Origin of the sequence: Pseudomonas mediterranea CFBP 5447, from assembly GCF_000774145.1 — a bacterium.
Taxonomy (GTDB): Bacteria; Pseudomonadota; Gammaproteobacteria; order Pseudomonadales; family Pseudomonadaceae; genus Aquipseudomonas; species Aquipseudomonas mediterranea.
Genome location: NZ_KN322986.1, coordinates 315,930 through 342,242, shown reverse-complemented (window position 1 = coordinate 342,242; position 26,313 = coordinate 315,930). Strand labels below are relative to the sequence as shown.

The 26,313-nt window shown below is 61.3% G+C and carries 27 protein-coding genes and 1 other RNA gene; 17 read left to right on the top strand and 11 right to left on the bottom strand.

Annotation, left to right across the window (positions count from 1 at the left end; genetic code table 11):
* Positions 1 to 203 precede the first annotated feature (203 nt).
* On the bottom strand, positions 204 to 1,181 hold the full coding sequence (locus N005_RS18415) for an NADPH:quinone oxidoreductase family protein (protein WP_047702518.1): 978 nt from the start codon (positions 1,179 to 1,181) through the stop codon (positions 204 to 206).
* A 150-nt stretch (positions 1,182 to 1,331) separates the two neighbouring features.
* Between N005_RS18415 and N005_RS18410 the strand changes: the two genes are divergently transcribed.
* Positions 1,332 to 1,751 carry a flagellar basal body-associated protein FliL gene (locus N005_RS18410; protein WP_047702798.1) on the top strand — a complete coding sequence of 140 codons (420 nt, stop codon included), beginning with the start codon at positions 1,332 to 1,334 and terminating at the stop codon, positions 1,749 to 1,751.
* A gap of 123 nt (positions 1,752 to 1,874) precedes the next feature.
* Here the strand turns inward: N005_RS18410 and N005_RS18405 are convergent, their stop codons facing one another.
* On the bottom strand, positions 1,875 to 2,327 hold the full coding sequence (locus N005_RS18405) for an EVE domain-containing protein (RefSeq protein WP_047702517.1): 453 nt from the start codon (positions 2,325 to 2,327) through the stop codon (positions 1,875 to 1,877).
* 194 nt (positions 2,328 to 2,521) lie between these two features.
* Here N005_RS18405 and N005_RS29475 point away from each other — a divergent pair, with 194 nt between their 5' ends.
* Positions 2,522 to 2,668, top strand: a complete 147-nt coding sequence (locus N005_RS29475) for a hypothetical protein (RefSeq protein ID WP_162843591.1) — start codon at positions 2,522 to 2,524, stop codon at positions 2,666 to 2,668.
* 35 nt (positions 2,669 to 2,703) lie between these two features.
* Here N005_RS29475 and N005_RS18400 read toward each other — a convergent pair whose 3' ends face one another.
* The 4 genes from N005_RS18400 to N005_RS18390 form a co-directional block, all read right to left on the bottom strand.
* Positions 2,704 to 3,309 carry a 5-formyltetrahydrofolate cyclo-ligase gene (locus N005_RS18400; protein ID WP_047702516.1) on the bottom strand — a complete coding sequence of 202 codons (606 nt, stop codon included), beginning with the start codon at positions 3,307 to 3,309 and terminating at the stop codon, positions 2,704 to 2,706.
* 115 nt (positions 3,310 to 3,424) lie between these two features.
* Positions 3,425 to 3,604, bottom strand: a non-coding RNA gene (gene ssrS, locus N005_RS28300) — 6S RNA.
* Between the two features lie 30 nt (positions 3,605 to 3,634).
* Positions 3,635 to 3,952 (bottom strand): cell division protein ZapA, encoded by a 318-nt coding sequence (locus N005_RS18395; RefSeq protein WP_024780504.1) that lies wholly within the window; start codon positions 3,950 to 3,952, stop codon positions 3,635 to 3,637.
* Entirely contained in the window at positions 3,949 to 4,158 is a 210-nt protein-coding gene (locus N005_RS18390; RefSeq protein ID WP_003177365.1) for a TIGR02449 family protein, read from the bottom strand. The genes N005_RS18395 and N005_RS18390 overlap by 4 nt, the downstream gene beginning before the upstream one ends.
* Positions 4,159 to 4,286: 128 nt before the next feature.
* On the opposite strand from N005_RS18390, the gene N005_RS18385 reads away from it, so the two are divergent.
* The 8 genes from N005_RS18385 (at position 4,287) to gcvH (ending at position 13,535) form a co-directional block, all read left to right on the top strand.
* Complete coding sequence (locus tag N005_RS18385; RefSeq protein WP_047702515.1) at positions 4,287 to 4,841, top strand: YecA/YgfB family protein; 555 nt, start codon at positions 4,287 to 4,289, stop codon at positions 4,839 to 4,841.
* 25 nt (positions 4,842 to 4,866) lie between these two features.
* Positions 4,867 to 6,201 (top strand): Xaa-Pro aminopeptidase, encoded by a 1,335-nt coding sequence (pepP, locus tag N005_RS18380; protein WP_047702514.1) that lies wholly within the window; start codon positions 4,867 to 4,869, stop codon positions 6,199 to 6,201.
* On the top strand, positions 6,198 to 7,385 hold the full coding sequence (gene ubiH, locus N005_RS18375) for a 2-octaprenyl-6-methoxyphenyl hydroxylase (protein ID WP_047702513.1): 1,188 nt from the start codon (positions 6,198 to 6,200) through the stop codon (positions 7,383 to 7,385). The genes pepP and ubiH overlap by 4 nt, the downstream gene beginning before the upstream one ends.
* A gap of 67 nt (positions 7,386 to 7,452) precedes the next feature.
* Positions 7,453 to 8,670, top strand: a complete 1,218-nt coding sequence (locus N005_RS18370) for a 2-octaprenyl-3-methyl-6-methoxy-1,4-benzoquinol hydroxylase (protein WP_197678639.1) — start codon at positions 7,453 to 7,455, stop codon at positions 8,668 to 8,670.
* 223 nt (positions 8,671 to 8,893) lie between these two features.
* Positions 8,894 to 9,898, top strand: a complete 1,005-nt coding sequence (locus tag N005_RS18365) for an extracellular solute-binding protein (protein ID WP_047702511.1) — start codon at positions 8,894 to 8,896, stop codon at positions 9,896 to 9,898.
* Positions 9,899 to 10,080: 182 nt separating this feature from the next.
* Positions 10,081 to 11,697, top strand: coding sequence for an ABC transporter permease (locus N005_RS18360; protein WP_047702510.1), 1,617 nt, complete (start codon positions 10,081 to 10,083; stop codon positions 11,695 to 11,697).
* Between the two features lie 316 nt (positions 11,698 to 12,013).
* Positions 12,014 to 13,096 (top strand): glycine cleavage system aminomethyltransferase GcvT, encoded by a 1,083-nt coding sequence (gcvT, locus tag N005_RS18355; RefSeq protein ID WP_047702509.1) that lies wholly within the window; start codon positions 12,014 to 12,016, stop codon positions 13,094 to 13,096.
* A gap of 52 nt (positions 13,097 to 13,148) precedes the next feature.
* Positions 13,149 to 13,535, top strand: a complete 387-nt coding sequence (gene gcvH / locus N005_RS18350; RefSeq protein ID WP_047702508.1) for a glycine cleavage system protein GcvH — start codon at positions 13,149 to 13,151, stop codon at positions 13,533 to 13,535.
* Positions 13,536 to 13,696: 161 nt separating this feature from the next.
* Here gcvH and N005_RS18345 read toward each other — a convergent pair whose 3' ends face one another.
* The 3 genes from N005_RS18345 to N005_RS18335 all read right to left on the bottom strand — a co-directional run bounded on the left by N005_RS18345 (position 13,697) and on the right by N005_RS18335 (position 16,360).
* Positions 13,697 to 14,017, bottom strand: coding sequence for a DUF2388 domain-containing protein (locus N005_RS18345; protein ID WP_173668678.1), 321 nt, complete (start codon positions 14,015 to 14,017; stop codon positions 13,697 to 13,699).
* Positions 14,018 to 14,101: 84 nt separating this feature from the next.
* Entirely contained in the window at positions 14,102 to 15,886 is a 1,785-nt protein-coding gene (gene tfpB, locus N005_RS18340) for a type IV pilus assembly ATPase TfpB (RefSeq protein WP_047702507.1), read from the bottom strand.
* Between the two features lie 144 nt (positions 15,887 to 16,030).
* Positions 16,031 to 16,360 (bottom strand): hypothetical protein, encoded by a 330-nt coding sequence (locus N005_RS18335; RefSeq protein ID WP_047702506.1) that lies wholly within the window; start codon positions 16,358 to 16,360, stop codon positions 16,031 to 16,033.
* Between the two features lie 125 nt (positions 16,361 to 16,485).
* Here N005_RS18335 and N005_RS18330 point away from each other — a divergent pair, with 125 nt between their 5' ends.
* Entirely contained in the window at positions 16,486 to 16,956 is a 471-nt protein-coding gene (locus N005_RS18330; protein WP_047702505.1) for an Lrp/AsnC family transcriptional regulator, read from the top strand.
* Positions 16,957 to 17,044: 88 nt separating this feature from the next.
* Here the strand turns inward: N005_RS18330 and N005_RS18325 are convergent, their stop codons facing one another.
* Positions 17,045 to 18,412, bottom strand: a complete 1,368-nt coding sequence (locus N005_RS18325; protein ID WP_047702504.1) for a CYTH domain-containing protein — start codon at positions 18,410 to 18,412, stop codon at positions 17,045 to 17,047.
* Between the two features lie 318 nt (positions 18,413 to 18,730).
* Between N005_RS18325 and argE the strand changes: the two genes are divergently transcribed.
* The 3 genes from argE (at position 18,731) to N005_RS18310 (ending at position 23,131) form a co-directional block, all read left to right on the top strand.
* On the top strand, positions 18,731 to 19,891 hold the full coding sequence (gene argE / locus N005_RS18320; RefSeq protein WP_047702503.1) for an acetylornithine deacetylase: 1,161 nt from the start codon (positions 18,731 to 18,733) through the stop codon (positions 19,889 to 19,891).
* A 132-nt stretch (positions 19,892 to 20,023) separates the two neighbouring features.
* Positions 20,024 to 21,322, top strand: coding sequence for an amino-acid N-acetyltransferase (gene argA / locus N005_RS18315; protein ID WP_041024457.1), 1,299 nt, complete (start codon positions 20,024 to 20,026; stop codon positions 21,320 to 21,322).
* A gap of 486 nt (positions 21,323 to 21,808) precedes the next feature.
* The gene (locus tag N005_RS18310) at positions 21,809 to 23,131 is read left to right on the top strand and encodes an OprD family porin (RefSeq protein ID WP_047702502.1); all 1,323 of its coding nucleotides are present in this window, start codon (positions 21,809 to 21,811) and stop codon (positions 23,129 to 23,131) included.
* Between the two features lie 63 nt (positions 23,132 to 23,194).
* Here N005_RS18310 and hepT read toward each other — a convergent pair whose 3' ends face one another.
* Positions 23,195 to 23,458, bottom strand: coding sequence for a type VII toxin-antitoxin system HepT family RNase toxin (hepT, locus tag N005_RS18305; RefSeq protein WP_081993286.1), 264 nt, complete (start codon positions 23,456 to 23,458; stop codon positions 23,195 to 23,197).
* 267 nt (positions 23,459 to 23,725) lie between these two features.
* On the opposite strand from hepT, the gene N005_RS18300 reads away from it, so the two are divergent.
* The 3 genes from N005_RS18300 (at position 23,726) to N005_RS18290 (ending at position 26,310) form a co-directional block, all read left to right on the top strand.
* Complete coding sequence (locus N005_RS18300; RefSeq protein ID WP_047702500.1) at positions 23,726 to 24,364, top strand: peroxiredoxin; 639 nt, start codon at positions 23,726 to 23,728, stop codon at positions 24,362 to 24,364.
* Between the two features lie 296 nt (positions 24,365 to 24,660).
* Complete coding sequence (gene ssuE / locus N005_RS18295) at positions 24,661 to 25,254, top strand: NADPH-dependent FMN reductase (RefSeq protein ID WP_047702499.1); 594 nt, start codon at positions 24,661 to 24,663, stop codon at positions 25,252 to 25,254.
* A gap of 90 nt (positions 25,255 to 25,344) precedes the next feature.
* A complete protein-coding gene (locus N005_RS18290; protein ID WP_047702498.1) occupies positions 25,345 to 26,310 on the top strand; it encodes a sulfonate ABC transporter substrate-binding protein in 966 nt (321 codons plus the stop codon).
* The last annotated feature ends 3 nt before the right edge of the window (positions 26,311 to 26,313 follow it).

The window sequence follows — 26,313 nt, the reverse complement described above, 5'->3', positions numbered from 1 at the left end:
AATGCGAATATTACAGTTTCGTTACCGAAAATAGCATCGCTTGTTTTGCTCTGCACGGGGGAAATGTTGCCGGAGGGATGTTCACAAACGAACTCGTCGCCCAGGCATAAGCTGGTGACGTTGTGGGCCTGGCGCTGGAAGTGCTTCGATGCCATGAAAGTTGCGGCCCCGACGCCGTGGGCGTCGGGGCCGCATCGATGCAGTCAACGTACTTGCACGACCACTTTTCCAACCGCCTTGCGCTGGGCCAGGTCATTGATCGCCTGGGCGGCGTTGACCAGTGGATACAGCTGCGAGACCAGCGGCTTGAGCTTGCCCTCGGCGAACCAGCCGAACAATTGCTGGAAGTTGGCGGCGTTGTCCTGGGGTTGGCGCTGGGCAAAGGAGCCCCAGAACACGCCCACCACGGCAGCGCCTTTGAGCAGGGCCAGGTTCACCGGCAGTTCGGGGATGCGTCCGCTGGCGAAACCGACCACCAGCAGCCGGCCGTTCCAGGCGATGGAGCGGATGGCCTGGTCGAACAGATCGCCACCCACCGGATCGTAGATGACATCGGCGCCCTGGCCGTCGGTGAGGCGCTTGATCTCGTCCTTGAGGCTGGTTTCGCTGTAGTTGATCAATTCGTCGGCGCCGGCGGCCTTGGCTACGGCGAGTTTTTCCGCGCTGCTGGCGGCGGCGATCACCCGCGCGCCCATGGCCTTGCCAATCTCCACCGCCGCCAGGCCCACGCCTCCGGAGGCGCCGAGCACCAGCAGGGTTTCACCGGGTTGCAGGTTGGCCCGCTGCTTGAGGGCATGCATCGAGGTGCCGTAGGTCATGCTGAAGGCTGCGGCGGTGTTGAAGTCCATGGACGCCGGAATCGGCAGCACGTTGTAGCTAGGTACTGCGACCTGTTCGGCAAAGCTGCCCCAACCGGTCAGTGCCATCACGCGGTCACCGACCTTGAGATGGCTGACCTTTTCGCCCACTTCCCTGACGACTCCCGCCGCTTCGCCGCCGGGAGAAAACGGGAAGGGTGGTTTGAATTGATACTTGCCCTCGATGATCAGCGTGTCAGGGAAGTTCACCCCGGCGGCATGCACGTCCAGCAGCACTTCGTTCTTCTTTGCGACGGGGCTGGCGACGTCTTCCAGCACCAGCGATTCGGCGGGGCCGAATTCTTTGCACAGCACGGCTTTCATCAGGGCTATTCCTTTGGGAGTGATGGCCGATAAGTGTAGGTGTGAGAGTCAACGGGTCAACGAGCATGCCCCGCCCTGATAGCCGGCCATAAGCTTGTGCTTGAACGGCGGGTCGGTATGCTGGGCCGCAAACCGGATGAGGAGTTGAATGTGAAAGCGTGGATCGTGTTGATGCTGGCCCTGTCGTTGCCTGCGGCAGTGATGGCCAACGAAGAGGCCAAGGAAGCAAAAGAAGGTGAGGCACCGAAGGTCAGCTACATCACCCTGAGCCCGCCCTTCGTGGGCAATTACGGTCTGGATGGCACGGCGAAACTGAAGGTGTACAAGGCCGACGTGGCCCTGCGGGTGACCGGCGATGCCGCTGCGGCGGCGGTGAAGGCCAATGAACCGCTGATTCGCAACCAGTTGGTTGCGCTGTTCGCCCAGCAGACCAGCGAAACCATGAACAACCTTGAAGCCAAGGAGAAGTTGCGCCAGGAAGCGTTGAAGCAGACCCAGCAAGTGATGAACGACGAGACCGGCAAGCCGATGGTGGATGATCTGTTGTTCAACAACCTGATTATCCAGTAAGTCTTGTGCTGTCTGGGCGGGCCTCATTGCGAGCAGGCTCGCCCCACACTGGATCTCCACTCGATGAAGACCCTTGTGGGAGCGAGCCTGCTCGCGACAGCGGACTGAGGGGCGCCGATAGCGCTACGACTTCAACGCCATCACCGCTGCCCATTGCTCCGCCGTCACCGGCATCACCGATAGCCGTGAGCCTTTCTGCACCAGGGGCATTTCGGCGAGGGCGGCTTGCTGTTTGAGGTAGTCGAGTTTCAGTACCCGGGGAAAGGTTTCGACATGGGCGACATCGATCGCGGTCCATGGGTTTTTATCCGCGCTGGCCTTCGGGTCGAAGTAGTGGCTGTCGGGCTCGAGTGCCGTCGGGTCCGGGTAGGCCGTCCGCACGATTTGCCCGATCCCGGCGATGCCCGGCTCCGGACAGCTGGAGTGGTAGAAAAAGAAGTGGTCGCCCTGCGCCATGGCCCGCAGGAAGTTGCGCGCCTGGTAGTTGCGGACCCCGTCCCAGCGGGCCTGGCCGAGCTTTTCCAGGCCTTGGATGGACAATTCGTCGGGCTCGGATTTCATCAGCCAATAGGCCATGACTTCTACTCCTGGGCGGTGTGCTAAAAATAGTTCAGCGATTTTATGACAAACCGACGGTCGGTTGACGCCAGCGTTTGCGTGACGATCAAGGTTGTCGCAAAATGCCGGCCTTCCAAGCTTGACGCTGCTGCACGGCCAATAAGAAAACCGCTGCTGTCATCGTGTGTGATATGCCTTGAGGGGGGCAATCGATGAAACGCAAACCGGATTTGTTGTGGATTCTGGTCATTCTGTTCGGTCTGGGTGTCGTGACCACGGGTTACGCCCAAAGCCTGTGGGCCAGCAAGACCGAGGCGCCGATGGATGTCACCCAACCCGCGCCACCGCTTAAACGCTGAAACCGTCTTCCAGGCGCCGCTGAGTTTCGCGGCGCCTACCCTGCAATATACCAATGCCTGTCACTGACCGTTCCTTGCAACGGTACATCCCAGCTCGCCTGCGCCAGCCTTTCGACTTTCTGGCATTCATGGGCCAGCCCCAGCAACGTTGGCTTGCGCCATAACTTGCGTCGCGCCAGGTACGCCAGGCTGCGGTCATAGAACCCACCTCCCATGCCCAATCGGCCGCCCACGTCATCGAAGCCCACCAGCGGCAGCAATACCAGGTCCAATGCCCAGACCTTGCGTTGCCGGGCGAGGTCGATCCGTGGTTCGAGAATACGAAAACGATTGGGATACAGTTGTTCCCCGGGTCGGATGCGTTGGAAAACCATCTTGGTCCGCGGCCATGGGCTGAGCACGGGCAGGTAAGTGGCCTTGCCCCGGCGCTGGGCGGCGCGCAGCAGCAGGCGTGGATCGATCTCGCCGTCATTGGGCAGGTACAGAGCGATGTGCCTGGCGCGGCGAAACATCGGATGTTGGGCCAATTGCCGGTAGAGCCCCTGGGCGGCTTGTCGTTGTTGGGCGGGCGTCAGGGCGCGACGGGCCTGGCGCAGCAGGCGTCGAAGTTGGGGGCGGGGCAGCAACGCGGGTTCGGACATGGTCGATGCTTCGAGTCTGGCTTGGATGGCACAGCGTAACCGCAAACGTGGTCGCCAGAAATGCCTGCGCCAGACACGACAATGCCAGTCTTGAAGACTGGCATTGTCTGGAATCAGGCTCCCCGGATGAACCGCTGCCGGCTTAGCCCTTGAACCCGAGAGTTCAAGGTGGAAGTTGCAGGAGGCGTTAAGGCTTTCCGTCAAGCGGACATGCACACCGGCCCCAACGTGCAACCCCCGTGGTTGTGCGTATCGGCTCAGGGACATCACCAACTGGCAAGCACCCCAGGGAGTGACGCAAGTATACCCCAGGCAGCTTCGCGAATCAGCCCTTGCTGACGTCCGGATCGGTGGCCAGCACCAGATCCACCCGTTCCAGCAGGTCGCGCACCTGTTCACGGGTCGATCCGCTGACCTGCACGTCCGGCGTATCCTGGCGATGCAGCAGGTCGTGGGTGATGTTCAAGGCTGCCATCACGGCGATACGGTCGGCGCCGATGACTTTGCCGCTGCTGCGGATCTCGCGCATCTTGCCGTCCAGGTAACGGGCGGCGCTCACCAGGTTGCTGCGCTCTTCCTGGGGGCAGATGATCGAATATTCTTTGTCGAGGATCTGCACGGTAACGCTATTGCTTGAACTCATGAGTCTTGCTCCAGGGCCTTGAGGCGCGAAATCATCGATTCGACCTTACGCCGGGCGATTTCGTTTTTTTCAATGAGGTGAGCGCGTTCCTCGCGCCAGGTTTTTTCCTGAGCTAATAAGAGTCCGTTCTGGCTCTTTAGTTGCTCGACCCGGTCAATTAGCAATTCGAGTCTGGCCATCAGCGCTTGCAGGTCGGTGTCTTCCATTGTGTCCACTGAAGATTGTGTCTGATGGGGAGGTGTGTCGCACAGCCTCTGATAGTCTTGGCGAGTCTGTCGATGTAGGATACAAGGCCTCCATTCTAGACATAGCGCCGTCTGGCGCCTAGCTGCCCATGCCCATTCAGAATTCCCCGTATCAAGCTTTCGCCACCCTGCTGAGCACCAGCGGCCACCCCGTATCGCCTGCCGAACTGCATGGCCTGCTGCTCGGTCGTAGCTGCGCGGGTGCCGGCTTCGACGCCGAAGGCTGGCTGGCCGACGCTGCCGAGCTGCTCGAAGGCGAGCCGGCGGACAACGTCCGCAATGCCCTCATCGGCCTGCAGGAAATGGTCAAGGGCGAGCTGACCAGCGATGACATGACCGTGGTCCTGCTGCTGCCCACCGACGACGCACCGCTGGCCGAGCGCGCTGCTGCCCTGGGCCAGTGGTGCCAGGGCTTCCTCGCCGGCTTCGGCCTGACCCGCCGCGAATACGCGCTGAGTGAGGAGGCGAAGGAGGTGCTGCAGGACCTGGCGGCAATCTCCCAAGTCCAGGATGCACTGGAAGAGTCCGATGACGGCGAAAGCGACTACATGGAAGTGATGGAGTACCTGCGGGTCGCGCCATTGCTGCTGTTCACCGAGACCAAAAAAACCGATGCAGCGGCCCCCAAGCCATCCTTGCATTGAATTTCAGAGGGAACACCGTCTGCCCATGATTCATATCCCGAAATCGGAATACAGCCGTCGCCGCAAGGCCCTGATGGCGCAGATGGAACCCAACAGTATCGCAATCCTGCCCGCCGCCGCCGTTGCGATCCGCAACCGCGACGTCGAGCATGTCTACCGCCAGGACAGCGACTTCCAATACCTCAGCGGCTTTCCCGAGCCGCAGGCGGTGATCGTGTTGATGCCAGGCCGGGCCCATGGCGAATACATCCTGTTCTGCCGCGAGCGCAACGCCGAGCGTGAGTTGTGGGATGGCCTGCGCGCCGGGCAGGAAGGCGCGATCCGGGATTACGGCGCCGACGACGCATTTCCCATCACCGATATCGACGACATCCTGCCGGGCCTGATCGAAGGCCGCGACCGGGTGTATTCGGCCATGGGCAGCAACCCGGAATTCGACCGGCACCTGATGGAGTGGATCAACGTGATTCGCTCCAAGGCCAACCTCGGCGCCCAGCCGCCGAACGAATTCGTTGCCCTGGATCACTTGCTGCACGACATGCGCCTGTATAAATCGGCGGCGGAAGTGAAGGTCATGCGTGAAGCGGCGCGGATCTCCGCCCAGGCGCACGTCCGGGCGATGCAGGCGGCGCGTCCCGGGCTCTACGAATACAGCCTGGAAGCCGAGTTGGATTACGAGTTCCGCAAGGGCGGGGCGAAAATGCCGGCCTATGGCTCGATTGTCGCGGCGGGCCGCAATAGCTGCATCCTGCATTACCAGCAGAACGACGCGCTGCTCAAGGATGGCGACCTGGTGCTGATCGACGCCGGTTGTGAAATCGACTGCTACGCCAGCGATATCACGCGGACCTGGCCGGTCAATGGCCGGTTTTCCCCTGAGCAGAAGGCGATCTACGAGTTGGTGCTGGCGGCCCAGGAAGCGGCGTTTGCCGAGATCGCGCCGGACAAGCACTGGAACCAGGCCCATGAGGCGACGGTCCAGGTCATTACCGAGGGCCTGGTGCGCCTTGGGCTGCTGGAGGGTGAGGTGGATGAGTTGATCGCCAGCGAAGCCTACCGGGCGTTCTACATGCACCGCGCCGGCCACTGGCTGGGCATGGATGTGCACGATGTGGGCGAATACCGCGTCGGCGGTGAATGGCGGGTGTTGGAAGTCGGCATGACGCTGACCGTGGAGCCAGGCATCTACATTGCCCCGGACAACCGCAGCGTAGCGAAAAAATGGCGCGGCATAGGCGTGCGTATCGAGGATGACGTGGTGGTGACCAGAAACGGTTGTGAGATCCTGACCCGGGGCGTGCCCAAGACCGTCGCCGAAATCGAGGCGCTGATGGCTGACGCACGGGAACAAGTGGCATGAGTCGGGTCAACCTGGCGATCATTGGCGGTGGCCTGGTCGGTGCGAGCCTGGCCCTGGCCCTGCAAGCGGGTGTCAAGGCCCGGGGCTGGAAGATCGTCCTGATCGAGCCCTTCGCCCCTGGCCATGCCTGGCAACCGAGCTACGATGCCCGTTCCTCGGCGTTGTCCTTTGGCTCCCGGCAGATCTATCAGCGCCTGGGACGCTGGCAGGAAATTTCCCAGCGTGCCGAACCTATCAAGCAGATCCATGTGTCTGATCGGGGACGGTTTTCCACGGCGCGGCTGTCGGCCAGCGAGGAGGGTGTCCCGGCCCTGGGCTATGTAGTGGAAAACGCCTGGCTTGGCCAGTGCCTGTGGCAAGGCCTGGACAAGGACGTGGTCAGTTGGCGTTGTCCGGCGCAAGTCACCCGGATGGAGCCGCAGGAGGGCGGTTATCGCCTGACCCTGGATGACGAAACGCTCTTGGAATGCGACCTGGCGGTGCTGGCCGACGGCGGTCGTTCCGGTCTTCGGGAACAGTTGGGCATCGGTGTACGCCATCGACCGTATGACCAGAGCGCGTTGATCGCCAACATCACCCCCGGTGAACCCCACGACGGCATGGCCTTCGAGCGCTTCACCGATGACGGCCCGATGGCCTTGCTGCCACTGCCGGAGAATCGCTGCGCCCTGGTCTGGACCCGTCAGGGCATGGATGCACAGCGGCTGGCGGATCTTGACGAGCGCAGTTTCCTCAGCGAATTGCAGAGTGTGTTCGGCTATCGCCTGGGTGCCTTGAAACAGGTGGGCGTGCGACATTTGTACCCGTTGGCGCTGGTGGAGGCCGAGGAGCAGGTGCGCCCGCATCTGGCGGTCCTGGGTAATGCCGCCCACAGCTTGCATCCGATTGCCGGGCAGGGCTTCAACCTGTCGCTGCGCGACGCCCAGGCTCTGGCCGATGCCTTGCTGGACAGCGAAAGCGCTCCGGGGGATTTTGCCGTGCTGCAGGCCTATCGCGAGCGCCAGCGGATGGACCAGGCCCTGACGGTAGGTTTCTCCGATCAGGTCACGCGGTTGTTCAGCAGTCGCCTGCCGCTGGTGTCGGTGGCCCGCAACCTCGGCCTGCTCGGTCTCGACGCATTGCCCCCCGCCAAGCGCTGGTTCGCCCGCCAGGCCATGGGCCTTGGGACCCGGCCCGATGTGTAGGCATGGGATTGAATATTCTTTTCATGGGCGGCTCATGTCGCCCGCAAAACAGGCATAAAGCATGGAATTGCGTGCAGATCTGCTGATTGTCGGCGCCGGTATGGTCGGCAGCGCCCTTGCGCTGGCGTTGCAGGGCAGCGGCTTGCAGGTGCTGTTGCTCGATGGCAGCCCGATGAGCGTCAAACCCTTCGATTCCCAGGCGGCATTCGAACCCCGGGTCAGTGCCTTGTCGACGGCCAGCCAGCGGATCCTCGAACGCCTTGGCGTCTGGGATGGCATCGCCACCCGCCGCGCCAGTCCCTACACCGACATGCACGTCTGGGACGGCAGCGGCACCGGACAGATTCATTTTTCCGCCGAAAGCCTGCATGCCGACACCCTGGGGCATATCGTTGAAAACCGTGTGGTGCAGGATGCATTGCTGGACCGGCTGCATGATTGCGACCTGGGCCTGCTCGCCAACGCGCGACTCGAACAGATGCGCCGTTCCGGCGATGACTGGCTGCTGAGCCTGGCCGATGGTCGCACCCTGCGGGCACCGCTGGTCATCGCTGCCGATGGCGCGAATTCCGCCGTGCGCCGCCTGACGGGGGTCGCTACCCGCGAGTGGGATTACCTGCACCATGCCATCGTCACCAGCGTGCGCAGCACCAAACCCCATCGAATGACGGCGTGGCAGCGCTTCACCGACAATGGTCCGCTGGCTTTCCTGCCCCTGGAGCGCGATGGCCGGCACGATTGGTGTTCGATCGTCTGGTCCACGACCCCTGGCGAGGCACAGCGCTTGATGGCACTGGATGACGGCGGTTTCTGCACCGAGCTGGAGCGGGCCTTTGAAGGCCGGCTCGGCCAGATCCTCAGCGCCGATCCGCGCCTGTGCGTACCGCTGCGCCAGCGCCACGCCAAGCGCTACGTGGCCGAAGGCCTGGCCTTGATCGGCGATGCGGCCCACACTATTCACCCGCTGGCCGGGCAGGGCGTGAACCTGGGCTTCCTCGATGCGGCTGTGCTGGCCGAGGTGCTGTTGCAGGCAGCCGGACGAGGCGAACGGCTGGCGGACGTCAAGGTGCTGAGCCGCTACGAGCGGCGGCGTATGCCCCATAACCTGGCGCTGATGGCGGCGATGGAAGGTTTCGAGCGGTTGTTCCAGGCCGATCCATTGCCGGTACGCTGGTTGCGCAATACCGGGTTGAAGCTGGTGGACCGTCTGCCCGAGGCCAAGGCGTTGTTCGTGCGCGAAGCGCTGGGGTTGATAGGGGATCTGCCGGATCTGGCCAAGGCTTGAGATCTTGGCCTGGAGCTTATGACCTTATCGCGAGCAGGCTCGCTCCCCACAGGGCATGCAGTCCAATGTGGGAGCGAGCCTGCTCGCGATGGCGTCGGAACAACCACCCCATCCCCCCCCCACGACAGCAACATTTGGAAATGTCTCCACCCACTGTTTGATTGAGCTGCCAAATGTGAGTCTTTATCATTTGCGCTCGTTCATCCACCGAGAGACCGCTTCCATGTCGGCACCCAAGCGCCTGCTGTCCGCCCTCGCCCTGACCCTGATCGGCTCCACTGCCGTGCAGGCCGCCGATGAGGTGGTGGTCTACTCCTCGCGCATCGATGAGCTGATCAAGCCGGTCTTCGATGCCTACACCCAAAAGACCGGTGTAACGGTGAAGTTCATCACCGACAAGGAAGCGCCGTTGATGCAGCGCATCAAGGCCGAAGGTGAAAATGCCACCGCCGACCTGTTGCTCACCGTCGACGCCGGCAACCTCTGGCAGGCCGAGCAGATGGGTATTCTCCAGCCATTCACCTCCCCGGTGATCGACGCCAACATCCCATCCCAATACCGTGCCTCTTCCCATGCCTGGACCGGCTTGAGTCTGCGGGCACGGACCATTGCCTACTCCACCGAGCGGGTCAAACCCGATGAACTGACCACCTACGAAGCCCTGGCGGACGACCAATGGGAAGGTCGCCTGTGCCTGCGAACGTCGAAGAAGGTCTACAACCAGTCCCTGACCGCTACCCTGATCGAAACCCATGGTGCGGAAAAAGCCGAGAAGATCCTCAAGGGCTGGGTCCGGAACCTGTCCACCGACGTGTTTTCCGACGACACCGCATTGCTCGAAGCGATCAACGCCGGGCAGTGCGACGTCGGTATCGTCAACACCTATTATTACGGCCGTCTGCACCAGCAGAAGCCGGACTTGAAAGTGAAGCTGTTCTGGCCGAACCAGGCTGACCGGGGCGTGCACATCAACCTGTCGGGCATCGGCCTGACCCGGCACGCGCCGCACCCCGAAGCGGCGAAGAAACTGGTGGAGTGGATGACCACGCCCGAAGCACAAAGCATTTTTGCCGACGTGAACCAGGAGTTTCCGGCCAATCCCCAAGTGGAGCCGTCAAAGGAAGTCGCAGCCTGGGGCAAGTTCAAGGCCGACACGCTGCCGGTGGAGGTGGCGGGCAAGCGCCAGGCCGAAGCCATTCGGATGATGGACCGGGCGGGTTGGAACTGAGCCTCCGGTAAAAGAAATCCTTGTGGTGAGGTAATGTTCTCATTGCAATGATTGGAATGGCTGGGCTGCGTAGCAGCCCTTTGTGTGAGCGCTGCGCACTCAAGCGGGAGCAAGCTCCCTCTCCACGGGTTTTTTGTGCGCCGGCCAGGAGGTGGGTGCAATTATCTGAACGAGCGCTTTCCTTGACTCATCCCGCCCAACGCCGCTGGTACCCCCTGGTCTTCGCCATCGCCGCGCTGGTCCTGTTGCCCTTGAGCGTGCTGCTGCTGTCCTGGCAAAGCATCGACCCGCAGATCTGGTCCCACCTGTGGGACACCCAGATGCCGCGCCTGTTGGGCAACACCGTGACGCTGATCGTGGGTGTGGGTTTAGGTGTGACGGTGCTGGGCGTCAGTCTTGCCTGGCTCACCAGTCTGTGTGAGTTCCCGGGTCGGCGTTGGCTCGACTGGGCATTGATGCTGCCGTTCGCGATCCCGGCCTACGTGCTGGCGTTTGTCTTCGTTGGCCTGCTGGACTTCGCCGGGCCGGTGCAAACCCTGTTGCGTGACTGGTTCGGCAGCGGCCTGCGCATGCCCCGGGTCCGTTCCACCGGCGGAGTGATCCTGGTGCTGGTGCTGGTCTTTTATCCCTACGTGTACCTGCTGGCGCGCAGTGCGTTCCTGGCCCAGGGCAAGGGCTTGATGGAAGCGGCCCGGGTCCTCGGGCAATCGCCGTGGCAGGCATTCTGGCGCGTGGCATTGCCGATGGCCCGGCCGGCCATTGGAGCGGGCGTGGCGCTGGCATTGATGGAGACCCTGGCGGATTTCGGGGCGGTGTCGGTGTTCAATTTCGACACGTTCACCACTGCCATCTACAAGACCTGGTACGGCTTCTTCAGTCTTTCCAGCGCAGCCCAACTGGCCAGCCTGTTGTTGCTGGCGGTCATGCTGGTGCTCTATGGCGAACGCCGGGCACGGGGTGCCCAGCGGGCCAGTAACGAACGGCCCCGGGCCAAGGCCTTGTACGCCTTGCGTGGCCTCAAGGCAGCAGCGGCCTGCGGTTGGTGCCTGCTGGTATTCACCTGCGCATTCGTCATTCCGGTCCTGCAGTTGGTGGTGTGGTTCTGGCAGCGCGGCCGTTTCGACCTGGACGAGCGCTATGCCGGGTTGATCGTCCACACCCTTTACCTGGGAGGCCTGGCGGCGCTGATCACCGTTTGCGTGGCCTTGTTGCTGGCTTTCGCCCGACGCCTGGCCCCGACCCGTGCCATTCGCGCCGGCGTGGGGCTGGCAAACCTGGGGTATGCCTTGCCTGGCTCGGTGCTGGCGGTGTCGATCATGCTTGCGTTCAGCTATCTGGACCGTGAGCTGGTTATCCCGCTGTCGACCTTGCTCGGTGGCGCGGGCAAGCCCTTGCTGCTGGGCAGCCTGTCGGCCCTGCTGCTGGCCTACCTGGTGCGTTTCCTGGCCGTGGCGTACGGTCCCCTGGAAAGCAGCCTTGGACGAATCCGCCCATCGTTGCCTGAAGCTGCACGCAGTCTCGGTGTCAGCGGGCCGCGACTGTTTTTCAAGGTGTATCTACCGTTGCTGCTGCCCGGCACCCTGAGCGCCGCGTTGCTGGTGTTCGTCGACGTGCTCAAGGAAATGCCCGCGACCTTGCTGATGCGCCCGTTCGGTTGGGACACGCTGGCGGTGCGGATTTTCGAAATGACCAGCGAAGGGGAGTGGGCCCGGGCCGCGCTGCCGGCGCTGACGTTGGTGCTGGCGGGGTTGTTGCCGGTCATCGGATTGATACGACGTTCGGCCCATCGAAACAGCTAATGTCCTGTCTCGGAAATACGTTCTCTTTTGGCGAGTGCTTGGGTGTCTGGACAAGGCGCCGCGACGAGTCATAGCAGGGCTATGGCGAGGAGTGGCAACGCCGGCCGGGCGCCCAAGACGCCGCCAACAGTGAACAGCTTATTTCCGAGACAGAACACTAGGTGCCAGTCCTACCTCATGCGGCTACAATGCGCGGCATTCGGTGCGGTCCGTCTGTCGGACCGGACAACTGAGAGCGTCAGAAAACTCCTTTTTCCTGACGCTCGCGCTACGCAGTGTCCATCCGCACCTTCGCCAAGCCCGGAAGGAGAAACCCATGGGACAGCGTACGCCTCTGTATGACCTTCATCTCGCCCTCGGCGCGAAGATGGTCGATTTTGGCGGTTGGGATATGCCTCTGCATTACGGCTCGCAAGTCGAGGAGCACCATCAGGTGCGTCGCGATTGCGGTGTGTTCGATGTATCCCACATGACGGTGATCGATGTCGCCGGTACCCAGGCCAAGGCCTGGCTGCAGCACTTGCTCGCCAACGACGTCGATCGCTTGCAGGACACGGGAAGTGCCCTCTACAGTGCCATGCTCAACGAGCGGGGCGGCATCGTCGACGACATGATTGTCTACCGCGTCGACGACGGTTACCGACTGGTCTTCAACGCCTCCACCCGGGACCAGGATCTGGCCTGGATGCAGGCGCAGCTCGGGGAATGCGACGTGCAACTGCGCGAACGTCCCGAACTGGCGATGCTGGCCATTCAGGGGCCCCAGGCCCGGCACAAGATTGCCGAGCTGGTTTCGCAATCGCGCGGCCAGTTGATCCAGCAGCTCAAGCCCTTCGAAGGCCGTGCCGACGGTGACTGGTTCATCGCGCGCACGGGCTACACCGGTGAAGACGGCCTGGAGATTGTCCTGCCCGCCCACGAGGCACCAAGTTTCTTCAACGATCTGGTGGGGGCGGGCATTTCGCCCATTGGCCTCGGTGCTCGCGATACCTTGCGCCTGGAGGCCGGCATGAACCTCTATGGCCAGGATATCCACCAGGATATTTCCCCGTTGGCCTCGAACATGGCCTGGAGCATTGCCTGGGAGCCGGCGAGCCGCCGGTTCATCGGTCGCAGTGCGCTGGAAGCCGAGTTGGCGGGGGGCGTGCAACACAAGCTGGTTGGCCTGGTGCTGGAAGAGCGCGGCGTCTTGCGCGCCCATCAGGTGGTTCGCATCGCCGATGTGGGCGAAGGTGAAATCACCAGTGGCAGTTTTTCTCCTACGCTTAGCAAGTCAATCGCCCTGGCACGTGTTCCGACGGCTACAGCCGATCGTGCCGAGGTGGAAATTCGCGGTAAGTGGTACCCGGTACGGGTGGTCAAACCGACCTTCGTCCGCCATGGCAAGACCCTGATTTAACCGTTCACGGCGGGCCGCTGGCCGCTGACACTTTCTCTTGAGGACACAGAATATGAGTGATATCCCTGCCGAACTGCGTTTTGCCGAAAGTCATGAGTGGGCGCGCCTGGACACTGACGGTAATGTCATCGTGGGCATCTCCGACCATGCCCAGGAAGCGCTGGGTGATGTGGTGTTCGTCGAGCTGCCGGAAATCGGTAAGGTTTTTAAAGCCACTGATGCAGCAGGAGTGGTGGAGTCGGTGAAGGCCGCTTCTGACATTTATGCGCCAGTTGGCGGTGAAGTGATCGCAGTCAACGAAGAGCTGGCCGGTTCGCCGGAACTGCTGAACTCCGAGCCATACAACGCCTGGATCTTCAAGCTCAAGCCTTCCGATGCCACTGCTGACCTCGGCAAGTTGCTTGATGCGGCTGGCTACAAGGCTGCCATCGGCGAGTGACGAACAGCTGATGTGGGAGCGAGCCTGCTCGCGATGGCGGCGTGTCAGTCAGCATGAATATTGCTGACCTACCGGTATCGCGAGCGGGCTCGCTCATACAGAAGGTTACTTGCAGGCGAAAAAATGCCGCTCGATCGAGCGGCATTTTTCATGGGGTTGGATCAGTCCTGGGCGACGGCGTTTTTCGCCAGGATCGCGTTGGCCAGTTCCATGTCGGTGGCCTGCAAGCCTGGGTTATCGGCCCGGACCTTCTGCATCGCGGCTTCAAGGTATGGGCCGCGGATGTTGCCGTCACTGGCGACAAAGCTGCCGGCGTCGTCCTGGGCGGCAACGATCAGTTTGTGATCCTTGAAAGTCAGGTAGGTGGAACCGGTGGTTGCACCGGACGAGATGACGTTACGCCAAAACGTGTCGGCCATTGCCGAGCCAACAGGAAGAGACAGCAAGGCTAGGGTAGCGACAGCAAGTTTGAGACGCATGATGGTGACTCCACTGGGTTAACTATGACGTTGGATTGCCTGCGCCTGGATTCAGTTCCGTGACCTGTCGCCCAAGCGTCACCGGGCTCACTTGTGCTCGCTTTGTGGCGTGACCCGCAGCACCTCCTCGACAGTGGTCAGCCCGGCGGCGATTTTTTGCGCACCGGACAGCCGCAGGCTGCGCATGCCTTCCTTGAAGGCCTGGCGGCGTACTGCCAGCAGGTCGGTGTCGGCATGGATCAGCCCCTTGATGCTGTCGCTCAGTTGAAGTATTTCGTACACCCCGGCGCGGCCGCGGTAACCGGTATCACGACATTCCAGGCAACCGACGGCTTGTTGGGCATTGCTCGGCAGTGGGGCCTGCCAGGGCCGGGTCAAGGTCTGCCAGTCCTCCTCGTCCAAAGCCAGGGGCGCCTTGCAGTGAGGGCACAGCGTGCGCACCAGGCGCTGGGCCATGATCCCGAGCACTGTGGCCTTGATCAGATAGTGAGGCACGCCGAGCTCCAGCAGACGACTGATGGCGCTCGGTGCATCGTTGGTGTGCAGCGTCGAGAGCACCAGGTGCCCGGTAAGCGCCGCCTGGATCGCCATCTCGGCGGTTTCCAGGTCACGGATTTCGCCGATCATGATGATGTCCGGGTCCTGCCGCATGAGCGCGCGTACGCCGGCGGCGAAACTCAGGTCGATGTTGTGCTGTACCTGCATCTGGTTGAAGGACGACTCGACCATCTCGATCGGGTCCTCGATGGTGCAGAGGTTCACCTCCGGCGTCGCCAGTTTCTTCAGGGTGGTGTAGAGGGTTGTGGTCTTGCCGGAGCCGGTAGGGCCGGTCACCAGGATGATGCCGTTGGGCTGGCGCGTCATGTCCTGCCAGCGACGCAGGTCGTCGGCGGAGAAACCCAACTGGTCGAAATCCTTGAGCAGGACTTCGGGATCGAAGATCCGCATGACCATTTTTTCGCCGAATGCCGTGGGCAATGTCGACAGGCGCAACTCCACTTCGTTGCCGTCCGGGGTCTTGGTCTTGACCCGGCCGTCCTGGGGTTTGCGTTTTTCCGCGACGTTCATCCGTCCCAGGTTCTTCAGGCGGCTGATGATCGCCATCGTCACCTGGGGCGGGAACTGATAGACGGTATGCAACACCCCGTCGATGCGAAACCGCACGGTACCCTGCTCGCGACGTGGCTCGATGTGAATATCGCTGGCGCGCTGCTGGAAGGCGTACTGGAACAGCCAATCAACGATATTGACGATATGCGCGTCGTTGGCGTCCGGCTCCTGGTCGCTGGCGCCCAGGTTGAGCAGCTGTTCGAAGTTGCTGAGGTTGCTCGGTTGCTGTTCGGTCGTGGTGGCGCCACTGACCGATTTGGCGAGGCGATAGAACTCCACGCTCAGGCGCTGGATGTCCACGGGGTTGGCGACCACCCGCTTGATCGGCAGCTTGAGCACATGGGTCAGGTCCGACTCCCAGCTGCTGACGTACGGTTGGGCGCTCGCGACGGTGACGGCATCGCGATCGACGGCCACGGCCAGGATCTTGTGGCGCTGGGCAAAGGCGTAGGACATGAGTGGCGTAACGGCTGCGACGTTGATCTTCAGCGGGTCGATGCGCATGTACGGTTGGCCCGCCTGCTGGGACAACCACAGCGTCAGGCTCTCCAGGTCCAGGCGCTTGCCGGGACGGCTGAGGTCGTCCAGATGCTGGTTGGCGATGAACTCCAGCGGGTGCAACTGGCTGTTGGTGCTGTGGCGTCGCCGGGCATTGAGCGCGGTTTCGGCCGAATCCTGGCTGATGAAGCCCTGGGTGACCAGTTGGCGCAGCAGATCATTGAGGTCCAGCCAGCGGTCCTGAGTGGCGTGTTTGGTGGACATTCGGGTTCCTATTGGACAATTGCAGCAAAGCCGCGATACAGACGCTTGCGCGTCCCGAGTCGGTCTGCAAAAGAATAGTCCCGACCCTATGAACCGTTGGGCCACTACCCGACCAATGCGTTTCGAATTCTTGCCTGGCACCCCTCAAGCCGTCGCCTGGACCGGCGCAGGCCACGCAATATCGGCACGTTGCAGATCCACCGAGCACACGCTGATCAGGTTGCGTAATTTTTCCGCCAGCACCTGGGCACGGTGCCAGCTCAGCCCTTCGATGAGGATCTCCATCGTCAGTAGGTCACGGTGGCGTTCGACGTGGACCTGCTCCGGCGTCAGGCCTTGCAGGGCGAACAGGTTAAGGGCCCGGCAGAGCAGATCGGCTTCGGCTTCGGCCAGTAACCGGTACTGCACGCGACAATGGGCGTTGGCGGTATGCCAGACATCGGCGCGCGGGACGACGGCTTCGAATGGGGGCATGGACGATCTCCTTGAATGGAGAGAAATGTTTACATGCACGATCGGGAATTTCTTATCTAAGATGCACGTATCAAACGGTTTAGCGAATCGTCCGATTCTTTATTTGAGAATTTACGGGTTTATTTATGCATAGCGAGTTGGATGGCTACGACCGCAGGATACTGGCATTGCTTCAAGAGGACGCTTCATTGTCCAGCGCACAGATCGCCGAACAGGTGGGCCTGTCCCAGTCGCCGTGCTGGCGTCGGATCCAGCGGATGAAGGAGGAGGGCATCATTCGCGGTCAGGTGACGCTGCTCGACCGCAAGAAAATCGGACTCAATACGCAGATCTTCGCCGAAATCAAACTCAACGCCCATGGTCGTTCGAACTTCACCGAATTCACCGAGGCGATTCGCGGCTTCCCCGAAGTCCTGGAATGTTATGTGCTGATGGGGTCGGTGGATTTCCTGCTGCGCATCGTCACGGCGGACATCGAAGCGTATGAGCGATTCTTTTTCGAGAAGTTGTCGCTGGTGCCGGGGATACAGGAAGTGAACTCGATCGTGGCGCTTTCGGAGATCAAGTCCACGACGAGTTTGCCTGTGGTGCGCTGATTTTTGCCGTGTCTGATCCGGCCCCATCGCGAGCAGGCTCGCTCCCACATGGATCTCTGTGGGAGCGAGATTGCTCGCGATGGCAGCATTACAGACGCAAGAGCATCTTCCAGGCCCGATTCTGGTACACCGCAATCGCCTGATGCTTGCGCGCATCCAGGGCTTCGTCGGTAATGGGCTCGTTGGCCAGTTGCGCCAGTTTGTTCAGCTCGCCGTAGAGACGGTCCATCTCCGGTATATCCAGCACCGCACGGGCATGGTGCAGCCAGACCTGGATGCGCTCGATGCGCGGCAGCTGTTCGGCCAGATCTTCCGGTTGCTGCTGGTAGCGTTGCAACTGCAGGGATGAGGCTTCCTCGCCTAGCAGCCGTGGCAGCCAACTATTGAGTTGCGCCGCGCCCTGGCGGTTGCCGCGGGTGTTGCGCTCGGTCGTCCAGCTGCGGGCCAGCAGCCAGCGCGAAGCGTTCAGCGAAAACAGACCCCAGCGTGGGTCCTGCAGTTCTTCAAGAAACTGCTCCGGAGCGGCTTTGCGCACATCTTCGTCGCCCAGGCCGGCCTGGACCAGTGGGCGCCAGTCTTCCAGCAGGGCGTCCAGGGCAACGCGCAAGTCGTGGGTCGATTGGCGCGGTGCCGCCTGGCCGAGGCTGCTGAGCAAGGCCCGCAGTTCGGCGAGGTTTTCCACCCAATCCAACAGCAGGCGCCAATGGCCATTGAAGCGATATTGCTCGGCCAGGCGCTGGCTGCTGCCCAGCAAATGCCAGCTCAGCGCGGCGAAGGCGTCGTCCAGCGGCATCTCGGCAGTCAATGGCGGGGCGGGCAGGCTCAGGGCGTAGCTGCTTGCATCGTGCAGGCGGTAGCCACGTTCGGCCTTGCTGATATCGCAGGGCATCAAGGGCAGGGTCGCGGCCAGCTCGGCGGCCAGTTCCAGCAACGCGGCGGGTTCGCCTTCGCGCAGTTCCAGCTCCAGCTCGCAGATTTCTTCTTTCTGCTTGCCGACCACGACATGGCCCAGGTCCAGCGCGGCTTCGATGACCACTTTGCTTTTGCCACGGCCCCAGGCGATTTCGGCGCGCTCGCGGACGAAATCGGTGGTGAAGATGGCCTTGAGGGTTTTCTTGTCCAGTTCGGCCAAGGCCTCGGGCCAGCATTCACCGTCGAGCTTCTTCAGGTCGAGCTTGGCTTTGGGCAGGTGCCAGTCGTATTCGTTGCGCTCGGACAGGCCGGCGATGCTCTGGCCGCGAGTCTTGAGGGTCTGGATCACCTCTTCACCGTCGCGGCGCAGGCGCAGGGCGACCTTGGCCCGGGCCAGGTCACGCTCGGGCGTATCGAAATACTGGTTCATCAGCTCACGGCGTTCCCAGCCGCCTTTGTTGCGTTTTTTCAGCAGCGGATGCTCGCGCAAGGCTGCCAGGGTCTCGCGGCTGACGCGGAGTTTGATTTCGGTTTCTTTCTGCATGGCCGGAAAATCCAGGGATCGGGTGCGCAGCCGGGGGAAGGTGTGGCTGCCAAGGCCGTGCAGTGTACAGGAGTCATTCGTCCTACGCGTCGCGACGGTTTATTCCTAGTGTCCTGTTTCGCAAATACGTTCCTTTTTTGACGAGAGGCTGTTGTCGTCAGGCAAGGCGCCGCGACGAGTCATAGCCCGCTATGGCGAGGAGCGGCAACGCGGCATGACGGCAACGGACACCGTCAAAAAAGAACAGTATTTGTGACACAGGACACCAGCACCGGATGGTTCTATGATGGATGCCAATTTGTGAGTCCGGAGCCAGCGATGCCTTTGCCGTCCATGAAAGATCAGTTCGCTGCCCTGATCGCCGCGCCTTCGGTCAGTTGCACGCAGCCTGGGCTGGACCAGTCCAACAGCACCGTGATCGAACTGCTGGCGGGCTGGCTTGGCGACCTCGGGTTTTCCTGTGATATCCAGCAGGTCAGCCCCGGCAAATTCAACCTGCTGGCGAGCTTCGGCAGCGGCCCCGGCGGCCTGGTGCTGGCCGGGCACAGCGACACGGTGCCGTTCGACGGTGCGCTGTGGCAGACCGACCCGCTGAAGCTCACCGAAGTCGATGGGCGCTGGGTCGGGCTGGGCAGTTGCGACATGAAAGGCTTTTTCGCCCTGGCCATCGAAGCACTCAAGCCATTGCTGGACCAGCCGTTCAAACAACCGTTGCTGATCCTCGCCACCTGCGATGAAGAGAGTTCCATGGCCGGTGCTCGTGCCCTGGCCGATGCCGGACGGCCTCTGGGGCGCGCTGCCGTCATCGGTGAGCCCACCGGCCTGCGGCCGATTCGCCTGCACAAAGGCGTGATGATGGAGCGCATCGACATTCTCGGGCGCAGCGGCCATTCCTCCGACCCGAGCCTGGGCCACAGCGCGCTCGAAGCCATGCACGACGCCATGGGCGAACTGCGCGGCCTGCGCCTGCAATGGCAGCGTGAGTTCCGTAACCCCCAGTTCACGGTGCCGCAGCCGACCCTGAACTTCGGTTGTATCCACGGTGGCGACAACCCCAACCGGATCTGCGGCCAATGCTCCATGGAGTTCGACCTGCGTCCCTTGCCGGGCATGGATCCGCAGGTGTTGCGGGCGGCGATCCAGCAGAAGCTCAATCCCATCGCCGAGCGGCACAAGGTCAGGATCGACTATGCGCCGCTGTTCCCCGAGGTGCCGCCGTTCGAGCAGCCGGAGGACGCCGAACTGGTCCGCGTGGCCGAGCGACTCACCGGCCATCGTGCCGAAGCAGTGGCGTTCGGCACCGAAGCGCCTTATCTTCAGCGCCTTGGTTGCGAAACCCTGGTACTGGGCCCTGGTGATATTGCTTGCGCCCACCAGCCGGGCGAGCACCTTGAAATGTCACGTCTGCAACCTACCGTGCAATTGTTACGGCAGTTGATCGAACACTATTGCCTGACACCGGCCACCGCCGGCTACTAGATCGCCCCTATCCGGGCCCATGTTCAAGAGGAGAGCGCGCGTGTCGCCAAGCCTGTTCCGACGATAACCATCAGCCTGCTGTGCGTTCCGTTTCGTCTTTTTTCGGCTGTTATTTATTACAGGTCCAGGTTCATGCCCGAATACGTCAATTGGCTTCGTCACGCTTCGCCCTATATCAATGCTCACCGCGACTGCACCTTCATCGTCATGCTGCCCGGCGACGGGGTGGAACACCCCAATTTCGGTAACATCGTCCATGATCTGGTGCTGCTGCACAGTCTCGGTGTGCGGCTGGTGCTGGTCCATGGTTCGCGCCCGCAGATCGAAACCCGTCTCGCCGCGCGGGGGCTGACCCCGCATTATCACCACGGCATGCGCATCACCGATGCGGCGACCCTGGAATGCGTGATCGATGCCGTTGGCCAGTTGCGCATTGCCATCGAGGCCCGACTGTCGATGGACATGGCTTCCTCGCCGATGCAGGGCTCGCGGTTGCGGGTCGCCAGCGGCAACCTGGTTACCGCACGGCCCATCGGCGTGCTGGAAGGCGTGGACTATCACCACACCGGCGAAGTGCGTCGGGTCGACCGCAAGGGTATCAACCGCCTGCTGGACGAGCGCTCCATTGTCCTGCTGTCGCCACTGGGCTATTCGCCTACCGGAGAGATCTTCAACCTCGCCTGTGAGGATGTCGCCACCCGGGCCGCCATCGACCTGGCGGCCGACAAGCTGCTGCTGTTCGGTGCCGAGCAGGGCCTGATCGGCGAGGACGGACGCCTGGTGCGCGAGTTGCGTCCACAGCAGGTGCCGGCCCATATGCAGCGCCTGGGCAGCGACTATCAGGCTGAACTGTTGGATGCTGCCGCCCAGGCCTGCCGGGGCGGCGTGGCGCGCAGTCACATAGTCAGCTACGCCGAAGACGGCGCGCTGCTGGCCGAGCTGTTCACCCGGGATGGCAGCGGCACTCTGGTTGCCCAGGAGCAATTCGAAGTGGTACGCGAAGCGGCCATCGAAGACGTCGGTGGCTTGCTGGACCTGATCAGCCCGCTGGAAGAGCAGGGCATCCTGGTGCGTCGCTCCCGTGAGGTGCTGGAGCGGGAAATCGAGCAGTTCAGTGTGGTCGAGCGCGAGGGCATGATCATCGCTTGCGCGGCGCTCTACCAGATTGCCGATTCGGACGCCGGGGAGCTGGCCTGCCTGGCGGTGAACCCGGAATACCGCCACGGTGGCCGGGGGGACGAACTGTTGGAGCGGATCGAAACCCGTGCCCGCGCCAAAGGGCTCAAGACCCTGTTCGTGCTCACCACCCGTACCGCCCACTGGTTCCGTGAGCGCGGCTTCGAGCCCAGCAGCGTTGAACGTCTGCCGGCTGCCCGGGCGTCGTTGTACAACTATCAGCGTAACTCGAAGATCTTCGAGAAAGCCCTGTAGGCCCCGCTAATCCTGCGCGCCCCATTGCTGTGCAATGGGTTGCACTCTTTTTGATTTCAGACAATGAAGTGTCTGTCTCAAAACCTTCACGATTGTGGTCTATGCTGCTCCGGACGCATTGAGATAGAGACATCGAGGCGTGTACGACGCGCCTCGATGTCCAAGCCTTTCGCCCTGAAGAAGTGCATGAAAAATACCCATTCAGTAATTCGCAGGCTGGCCGATATGCCGGGTCTGCCGTGAAGAAGCGTTGACGGCACCTATATGTCCAAATCGACTGAAAACTTATGAAACAATTCTTTTTGGAATTATAAATAATCCATTATTCTTCCGCCCGGTGTCGTGGGGTTAGACCTTGGTCGTAGTCATAAATGGTTACGATTGACTTGTCGGTCACGGTCTGGCGCTAATCGCGCATCCGCGGATTCCGGACGTTCGATTCGGAACCAAAGAAACACAAGAATTAGAAAACGAGAGGAGCGAAGCATGAACAAGTCCACCTTGGCCCTGGCCGTGGCCGTTGGGGTTCTGGCGCAGCAGGCAGGCGCCGCGGGTTTTATCGAAGACAGCAAGGCGTCGGTCAGTTCTCGTACGCTTTACTTCAATAACGATAACCATGAAACGGGCAGCGAGGACCTGCGCGAAACAGGTACCGGCCTCAAGTTCGACTACAAGTCTGGCTTCACACAAGGTGTCGTGGGTTTCGGTATCGATGCTCAGGCGCTGGTGGGTATTCGTCTCGATGGAGGCAGGGGCCGTAACAACGGTTCCTATATGCCAAGCGATACTGATGGTTCGGCGGTACATGACTGGAGCCGTTTGTCGGGCAACGTCAAGGCACTGTTCTCCAAGACCGAGGCTCACGTAGGTGGCGCACTGGCACCGAACCTGCCGATCCTGGTGGCCAACGACAGCCGTCTGCTGCCGCAGACCTTCGAAGGTGGCACCATCACCTCGAAGGAAATCGACAATGTGACCTTCAACGCCGGTCAGCTGGAGCACGCCACTGGCCGCGCATCGAGCAACAGCACCGGGCTGGCGATCGCAGGCGGTACCGAGGACAGCAATCAGTTCCGTTACGGCGGTGCTGATTGGAAGGTCACCAAAGACCTGACCCTGCAGTACTACTACGCCAATCTGCAGGATTACTACAAGCAGCACTTCCTGGGTGCGGTACACGTTTTCCCGATCAGCGAAGGCCAATCGTTCAAGACTGACCTGCGCTACTTCGACAGCAGCTCCGATGGTCGTAACGGCGACGCCGGCTACCGCTTCAACAACAACGGTGGCTATGCCAAGCACGCTGGCGAGGTCGATAACAAGACCTGGAGCGCCATGTTCACCTACACCCTGGGTGGCAGTGCTTTCCTGTTGGGTCACCAACAAGTCGGTGATGACGGCGGCTTCGTCTACCTGAACCAGGGCAGCGTGGTTAACAGCAACGGTCGCCCTGAAGGTGCCGGTGGCGCGAGCTTCTACCTGTTCACCGACAGCATGATCAACGGGTTTGTCCGTGCCGGTGAAAACACCACCTTCGGTCAATACTCCTACGACTTCGCTTCCTTGGGCGTTCCAGGCCTGAAAGCCTCGGTTGCCTACCTGCGTGGTGACGATGTCAAATCGGCCACTGCTGGTGGTAGCGATTACTCCGAGTGGGAACGCGACATGCGTGTGGATTACGTGATCCAGCAAGGCGCCTTGAAAGGCTTCGGCACGACCCTGCGTCAGGGTACCTACCGCAGCAGCGGCGCTGGCGACAGCCAGGATCAAACCCGTCTGATCTTCAACTACACTTACAACTTCATGTAAGACGTAGAGCCGTAAAAAAGCCCCGTCCGGCTCATGCCGGGCGGGGCTTTTGCGTTTTTTGGTTCAGGTGGCGGACCTTGTCGAATCCTTACGCAGGATGAATGCGCTGAACTCCAGAAAGTCATCCAGGTGCCGGGTAATGATGGCGACCATGATCGGCAGTTGCAGGGCTTGATAGTCATGCACGGCGATATTTCTGAAACCCACCATGTTTTTCAGATGCTTCACCAGGCTTTCCGCCACCCAGCCACCTTGAAAAAGTAGCTCGAACACAGCCGTTCGTCCTGAAATCGCGGCAATAATTTCCGCAATGTGAATACAAAACAAAAAAAGCCCCGCCCGATAACGCCGGGCGGGGCTTTACGTTTCGAGTCAGGCCCACCCCTGTAGCCCTCCTCGAAGCTTCTCCTCTTTACAGCAACTCGAGGCCTTCTCGAAACCTCGTCGAGAATCCTGGACCTCTAAGTACGTCCAGGCCAGTGAACAGTTTTTTATATTCACAAAAAATCTAGCGAGATCGATATTCATTCTTTTTAAAACCGCCAGAACCGAGGCACAGTCAGGCTCCACAAGATCTCATCCAGGAGTCACACCATGAGCCTCAGACTGGGCGACATCGCCCCCGACTTCGAACAGGAATCCAGCGCCGGCAAAATCCGTTTCCACGAGTGGCTCGGCAACAGCTGGGGTGTGCTGTTTTCTCACCCGGCGGACTTTACGCCGGTCTGCACCACCGAGCTGGGCCTCACCGCCAAGCTCAAGGATGAATTCGCCAAGCGCGGCGTCAAGGCCATCGCCCTCTCGGTCGACCCGGTGGACTCGCACCACAAATGGATCGAGGACATCAACGAAACCCAGAATACCGTCGTCAACTTTCCGATCCTGGCTGACGCCGATCGCAAGGTGTCGGACCTGTACGACCTGATCCACCCCAATGCCAGCGATACGTTGACCGTGCGTTCACTGTTCGTGATCGACCCGAACAAGAAGATTCGCCTGACCATTACCTATCCGGCCAGCACCGGGCGCAATTTCAACGAAATCCTGCGGGTGATCGACTCCTTGCAATTGACCGACAACCACAAGGTCGCCACGCCCGCCAACTGGCAGGACGGTGATGAAGTGGTGATCGTGCCGTCGCTCAAGGATGAGGAAGAGCTCAAGCAGCGTTTCCCCAGGGGTTATCGCGCCGTGAAGCCGTACTTGCGCCTGACTCCGCAGCCCAATCGCTGATTCAAGACCTTGTGGGAGCGAGCCTGCTCGCGATGGCAGTAGATCAGCAATATTCATGTTGACTGACACGCCGCTATCGCGAGCAGGCTCGCTCCCACAGATTCTGCATGCACCAAAGGTTCCGGCCGTTTCGACGGCCTTTTTCATGCCTTGAAGAAAGCTGGACGCATATTTCTATATTGAATAACTAAATGAATAAATATGATTTATGGATATATAAAGGCCCTGCTATGGTTTGACCCATCCAGCGAAATCGCCCACTGCGAATCGCACAGAACGTTAAAGGAATGGCAGGCATGTTGGTCGTCTCACTCGGTGGCAGTCCCAGCCAGCGCTCCCGCTCCAAGGTACTGCTGGAACGCTCGCAGCGCTGGTTGCAACAGCACGGTGTGGAAGTGGTGAGCTATCGGGTGCGCGATTTTCCGGCCGAAGATCTGCTCCATGCCCGCTTCGACAGCCCGAAGATCATCGACCTGCTCCAACAGATCGAGAATGCCGACGGGCTGCTGATCGCCACGCCTGTCTACAAGGCATCTTTTTCCGGCGCGCTGAAAACGGTGCTGGATCTGCTGCCCGAGCGTGCCTTGAGCCATAAGGTGGTGTTGCCCATGGCGACTGGCGGCAGTATCGCTCATATGCTGGCGGTGGATTACGCCCTCAAGCCGGTGCTGTCGGCGCTCAAGGCCCAGGAATTGCTCCAGGGAATCTTTGCCGAAGACAGTCAGATCGCCTATGGCGAAGGCAGCGCCCAGGCACAGTTGGTGCCGGCACTGCAGCAACGGCTGGATGAGGCGCTGGAGCAGTTTTACAGCGCCATGGCCCGTCGCCCCAAGCCGTTGGAGCCAAGCCTATTGAACGAACGCCTGTTGAGTGCTCGCTGGAGCATTTAACCCCCGATACACCCTGATTCAACTCACCTTACTCAGCCGCCAACGGCCCAGCAGGTGCAGCCAAACCCCACAGCAAAAAGGAGAAGCGCCATGCGCTCTGTCATTTTGCGTCGCGGGCTGGTCGCTCTGTTTGCTGCGGCTGTGTCCTTCGGCGTCATTACCCAGGCTCAAGCCGAGACCTTGCGGATCGGTTATCAGAAATACGGCACCCTGGTCCTGCTCAAGGCCAAGGGCACGCTGGAAAAACGCCTCGCCGCCCAAGGCGTGGACGTGCAATGGACCGAGTTCCCGGGCGGCCCGCAATTGCTTGAGGGCCTGAACGTCGGCTCCATCGATTTTGGTGTCACGGGAGAAACCCCACCGGTGTTCGCCCAGGCGGCCGGGGCCGATCTGCTCTATGTCGCTTATGAACCGCCGGCCCCCGACAGTGAGGCCATCCTGGTGCCCAAGGACTCGCCGATCCATTCGGTGCAGGATCTCAAGGGCAAGAAAGTCGCGTTGAACAAAGGCTCCAATGTCCATTACCTGCTGGTGCGGGCGCTGGAGGATGCCGGCCTCGCATATACCGATATCCAGACCGTGCTCCTGCCACAGGCCGACGCCCGTGCTGCCTTCGAGCGGGGCAGTGTCGACGCCTGGGTGATCTGGGATCCGTACCAGGCTGCCGCCGAACAACAATTGCAGGCACGCACTCTGCGCGATGGCAAAGGTATCGTCGACAACCACCAGTTCTACCTCGCTACCCGAACCTATGCACAGAAAAATCCCCAGGTCATCAGCGCCCTGGTGGAGGAAGTTCGCGCGGTGGGGGAATGGTCCAAGGCCAATCCCGAAGACGTGACCCGACAGGTGTCGCCACTGCTCGGCCTGCCTGAGCCGATCACCCTGACGTCGATGAAGCGCCAGGGGTTCGGGGCCCTGTTCCTCACGCCGGAAGTGGTCGCGGCGCAGCAGAAGATTGCCGACACCTTCTACCAACTCAAGCTGATTCCCAAGCCCCTGAGCATCCGGGACGTGATCTGGACGCCACCGGCGGCCGTTGCGAACGCGCAGTAATCC

What these genes read in the sequence shown, in the direction of transcription:
- N005_RS18395 (WP_024780504.1), bottom strand. Translation starts at nt 3,952, where the DNA reads ATGAGTTCAAGCAATAGCGTTACCGTGCAGATCCTCGACAAAGAATAT.
- N005_RS18405 (WP_047702517.1), bottom strand. Translation starts at nt 2,327, where the DNA reads ATGGCCTATTGGCTGATGAAATCCGAGCCCGACGAATTGTCCATCCAA.
- N005_RS18330 (WP_047702505.1), top strand. Translation starts at nt 16,486, where the DNA reads ATGCATAGCGAGTTGGATGGCTACGACCGCAGGATACTGGCATTGCTT.
- pepP (WP_047702514.1), top strand. Translation starts at nt 4,867, where the DNA reads ATGATTCATATCCCGAAATCGGAATACAGCCGTCGCCGCAAGGCCCTG.
- ubiH (WP_047702513.1), top strand. Translation starts at nt 6,198, where the DNA reads ATGAGTCGGGTCAACCTGGCGATCATTGGCGGTGGCCTGGTCGGTGCG.
- N005_RS18365 (WP_047702511.1), top strand. Translation starts at nt 8,894, where the DNA reads ATGTCGGCACCCAAGCGCCTGCTGTCCGCCCTCGCCCTGACCCTGATC.
- N005_RS18335 (WP_047702506.1), bottom strand. Translation starts at nt 16,360, where the DNA reads ATGCCCCCATTCGAAGCCGTCGTCCCGCGCGCCGATGTCTGGCATACC.
- gcvH (WP_047702508.1), top strand. Translation starts at nt 13,149, where the DNA reads ATGAGTGATATCCCTGCCGAACTGCGTTTTGCCGAAAGTCATGAGTGG.
- argA (WP_041024457.1), top strand. Translation starts at nt 20,024, where the DNA reads ATGCCCGAATACGTCAATTGGCTTCGTCACGCTTCGCCCTATATCAAT.
- N005_RS18300 (WP_047702500.1), top strand. Translation starts at nt 23,726, where the DNA reads ATGAGCCTCAGACTGGGCGACATCGCCCCCGACTTCGAACAGGAATCC.
- N005_RS29475 (WP_162843591.1), top strand. Translation starts at nt 2,522, where the DNA reads ATGAAACGCAAACCGGATTTGTTGTGGATTCTGGTCATTCTGTTCGGT.
- N005_RS18415 (WP_047702518.1), bottom strand. Translation starts at nt 1,181, where the DNA reads ATGAAAGCCGTGCTGTGCAAAGAATTCGGCCCCGCCGAATCGCTGGTG.
- N005_RS18385 (WP_047702515.1), top strand. Translation starts at nt 4,287, where the DNA reads ATGCCCATTCAGAATTCCCCGTATCAAGCTTTCGCCACCCTGCTGAGC.
- N005_RS18390 (WP_003177365.1), bottom strand. Translation starts at nt 4,158, where the DNA reads ATGGAAGACACCGACCTGCAAGCGCTGATGGCCAGACTCGAATTGCTA.
- gcvT (WP_047702509.1), top strand. Translation starts at nt 12,014, where the DNA reads ATGGGACAGCGTACGCCTCTGTATGACCTTCATCTCGCCCTCGGCGCG.
- tfpB (WP_047702507.1), bottom strand. Translation starts at nt 15,886, where the DNA reads ATGTCCACCAAACACGCCACTCAGGACCGCTGGCTGGACCTCAATGAT.
- N005_RS18400 (WP_047702516.1), bottom strand. Translation starts at nt 3,309, where the DNA reads ATGTCCGAACCCGCGTTGCTGCCCCGCCCCCAACTTCGACGCCTGCTG.
- N005_RS18325 (WP_047702504.1), bottom strand. Translation starts at nt 18,412, where the DNA reads ATGCAGAAAGAAACCGAAATCAAACTCCGCGTCAGCCGCGAGACCCTG.
- N005_RS18310 (WP_047702502.1), top strand. Translation starts at nt 21,809, where the DNA reads ATGAACAAGTCCACCTTGGCCCTGGCCGTGGCCGTTGGGGTTCTGGCG.
- N005_RS18290 (WP_047702498.1), top strand. Translation starts at nt 25,345, where the DNA reads ATGCGCTCTGTCATTTTGCGTCGCGGGCTGGTCGCTCTGTTTGCTGCG.
- argE (WP_047702503.1), top strand. Translation starts at nt 18,731, where the DNA reads ATGCCTTTGCCGTCCATGAAAGATCAGTTCGCTGCCCTGATCGCCGCG.
- ssuE (WP_047702499.1), top strand. Translation starts at nt 24,661, where the DNA reads ATGTTGGTCGTCTCACTCGGTGGCAGTCCCAGCCAGCGCTCCCGCTCC.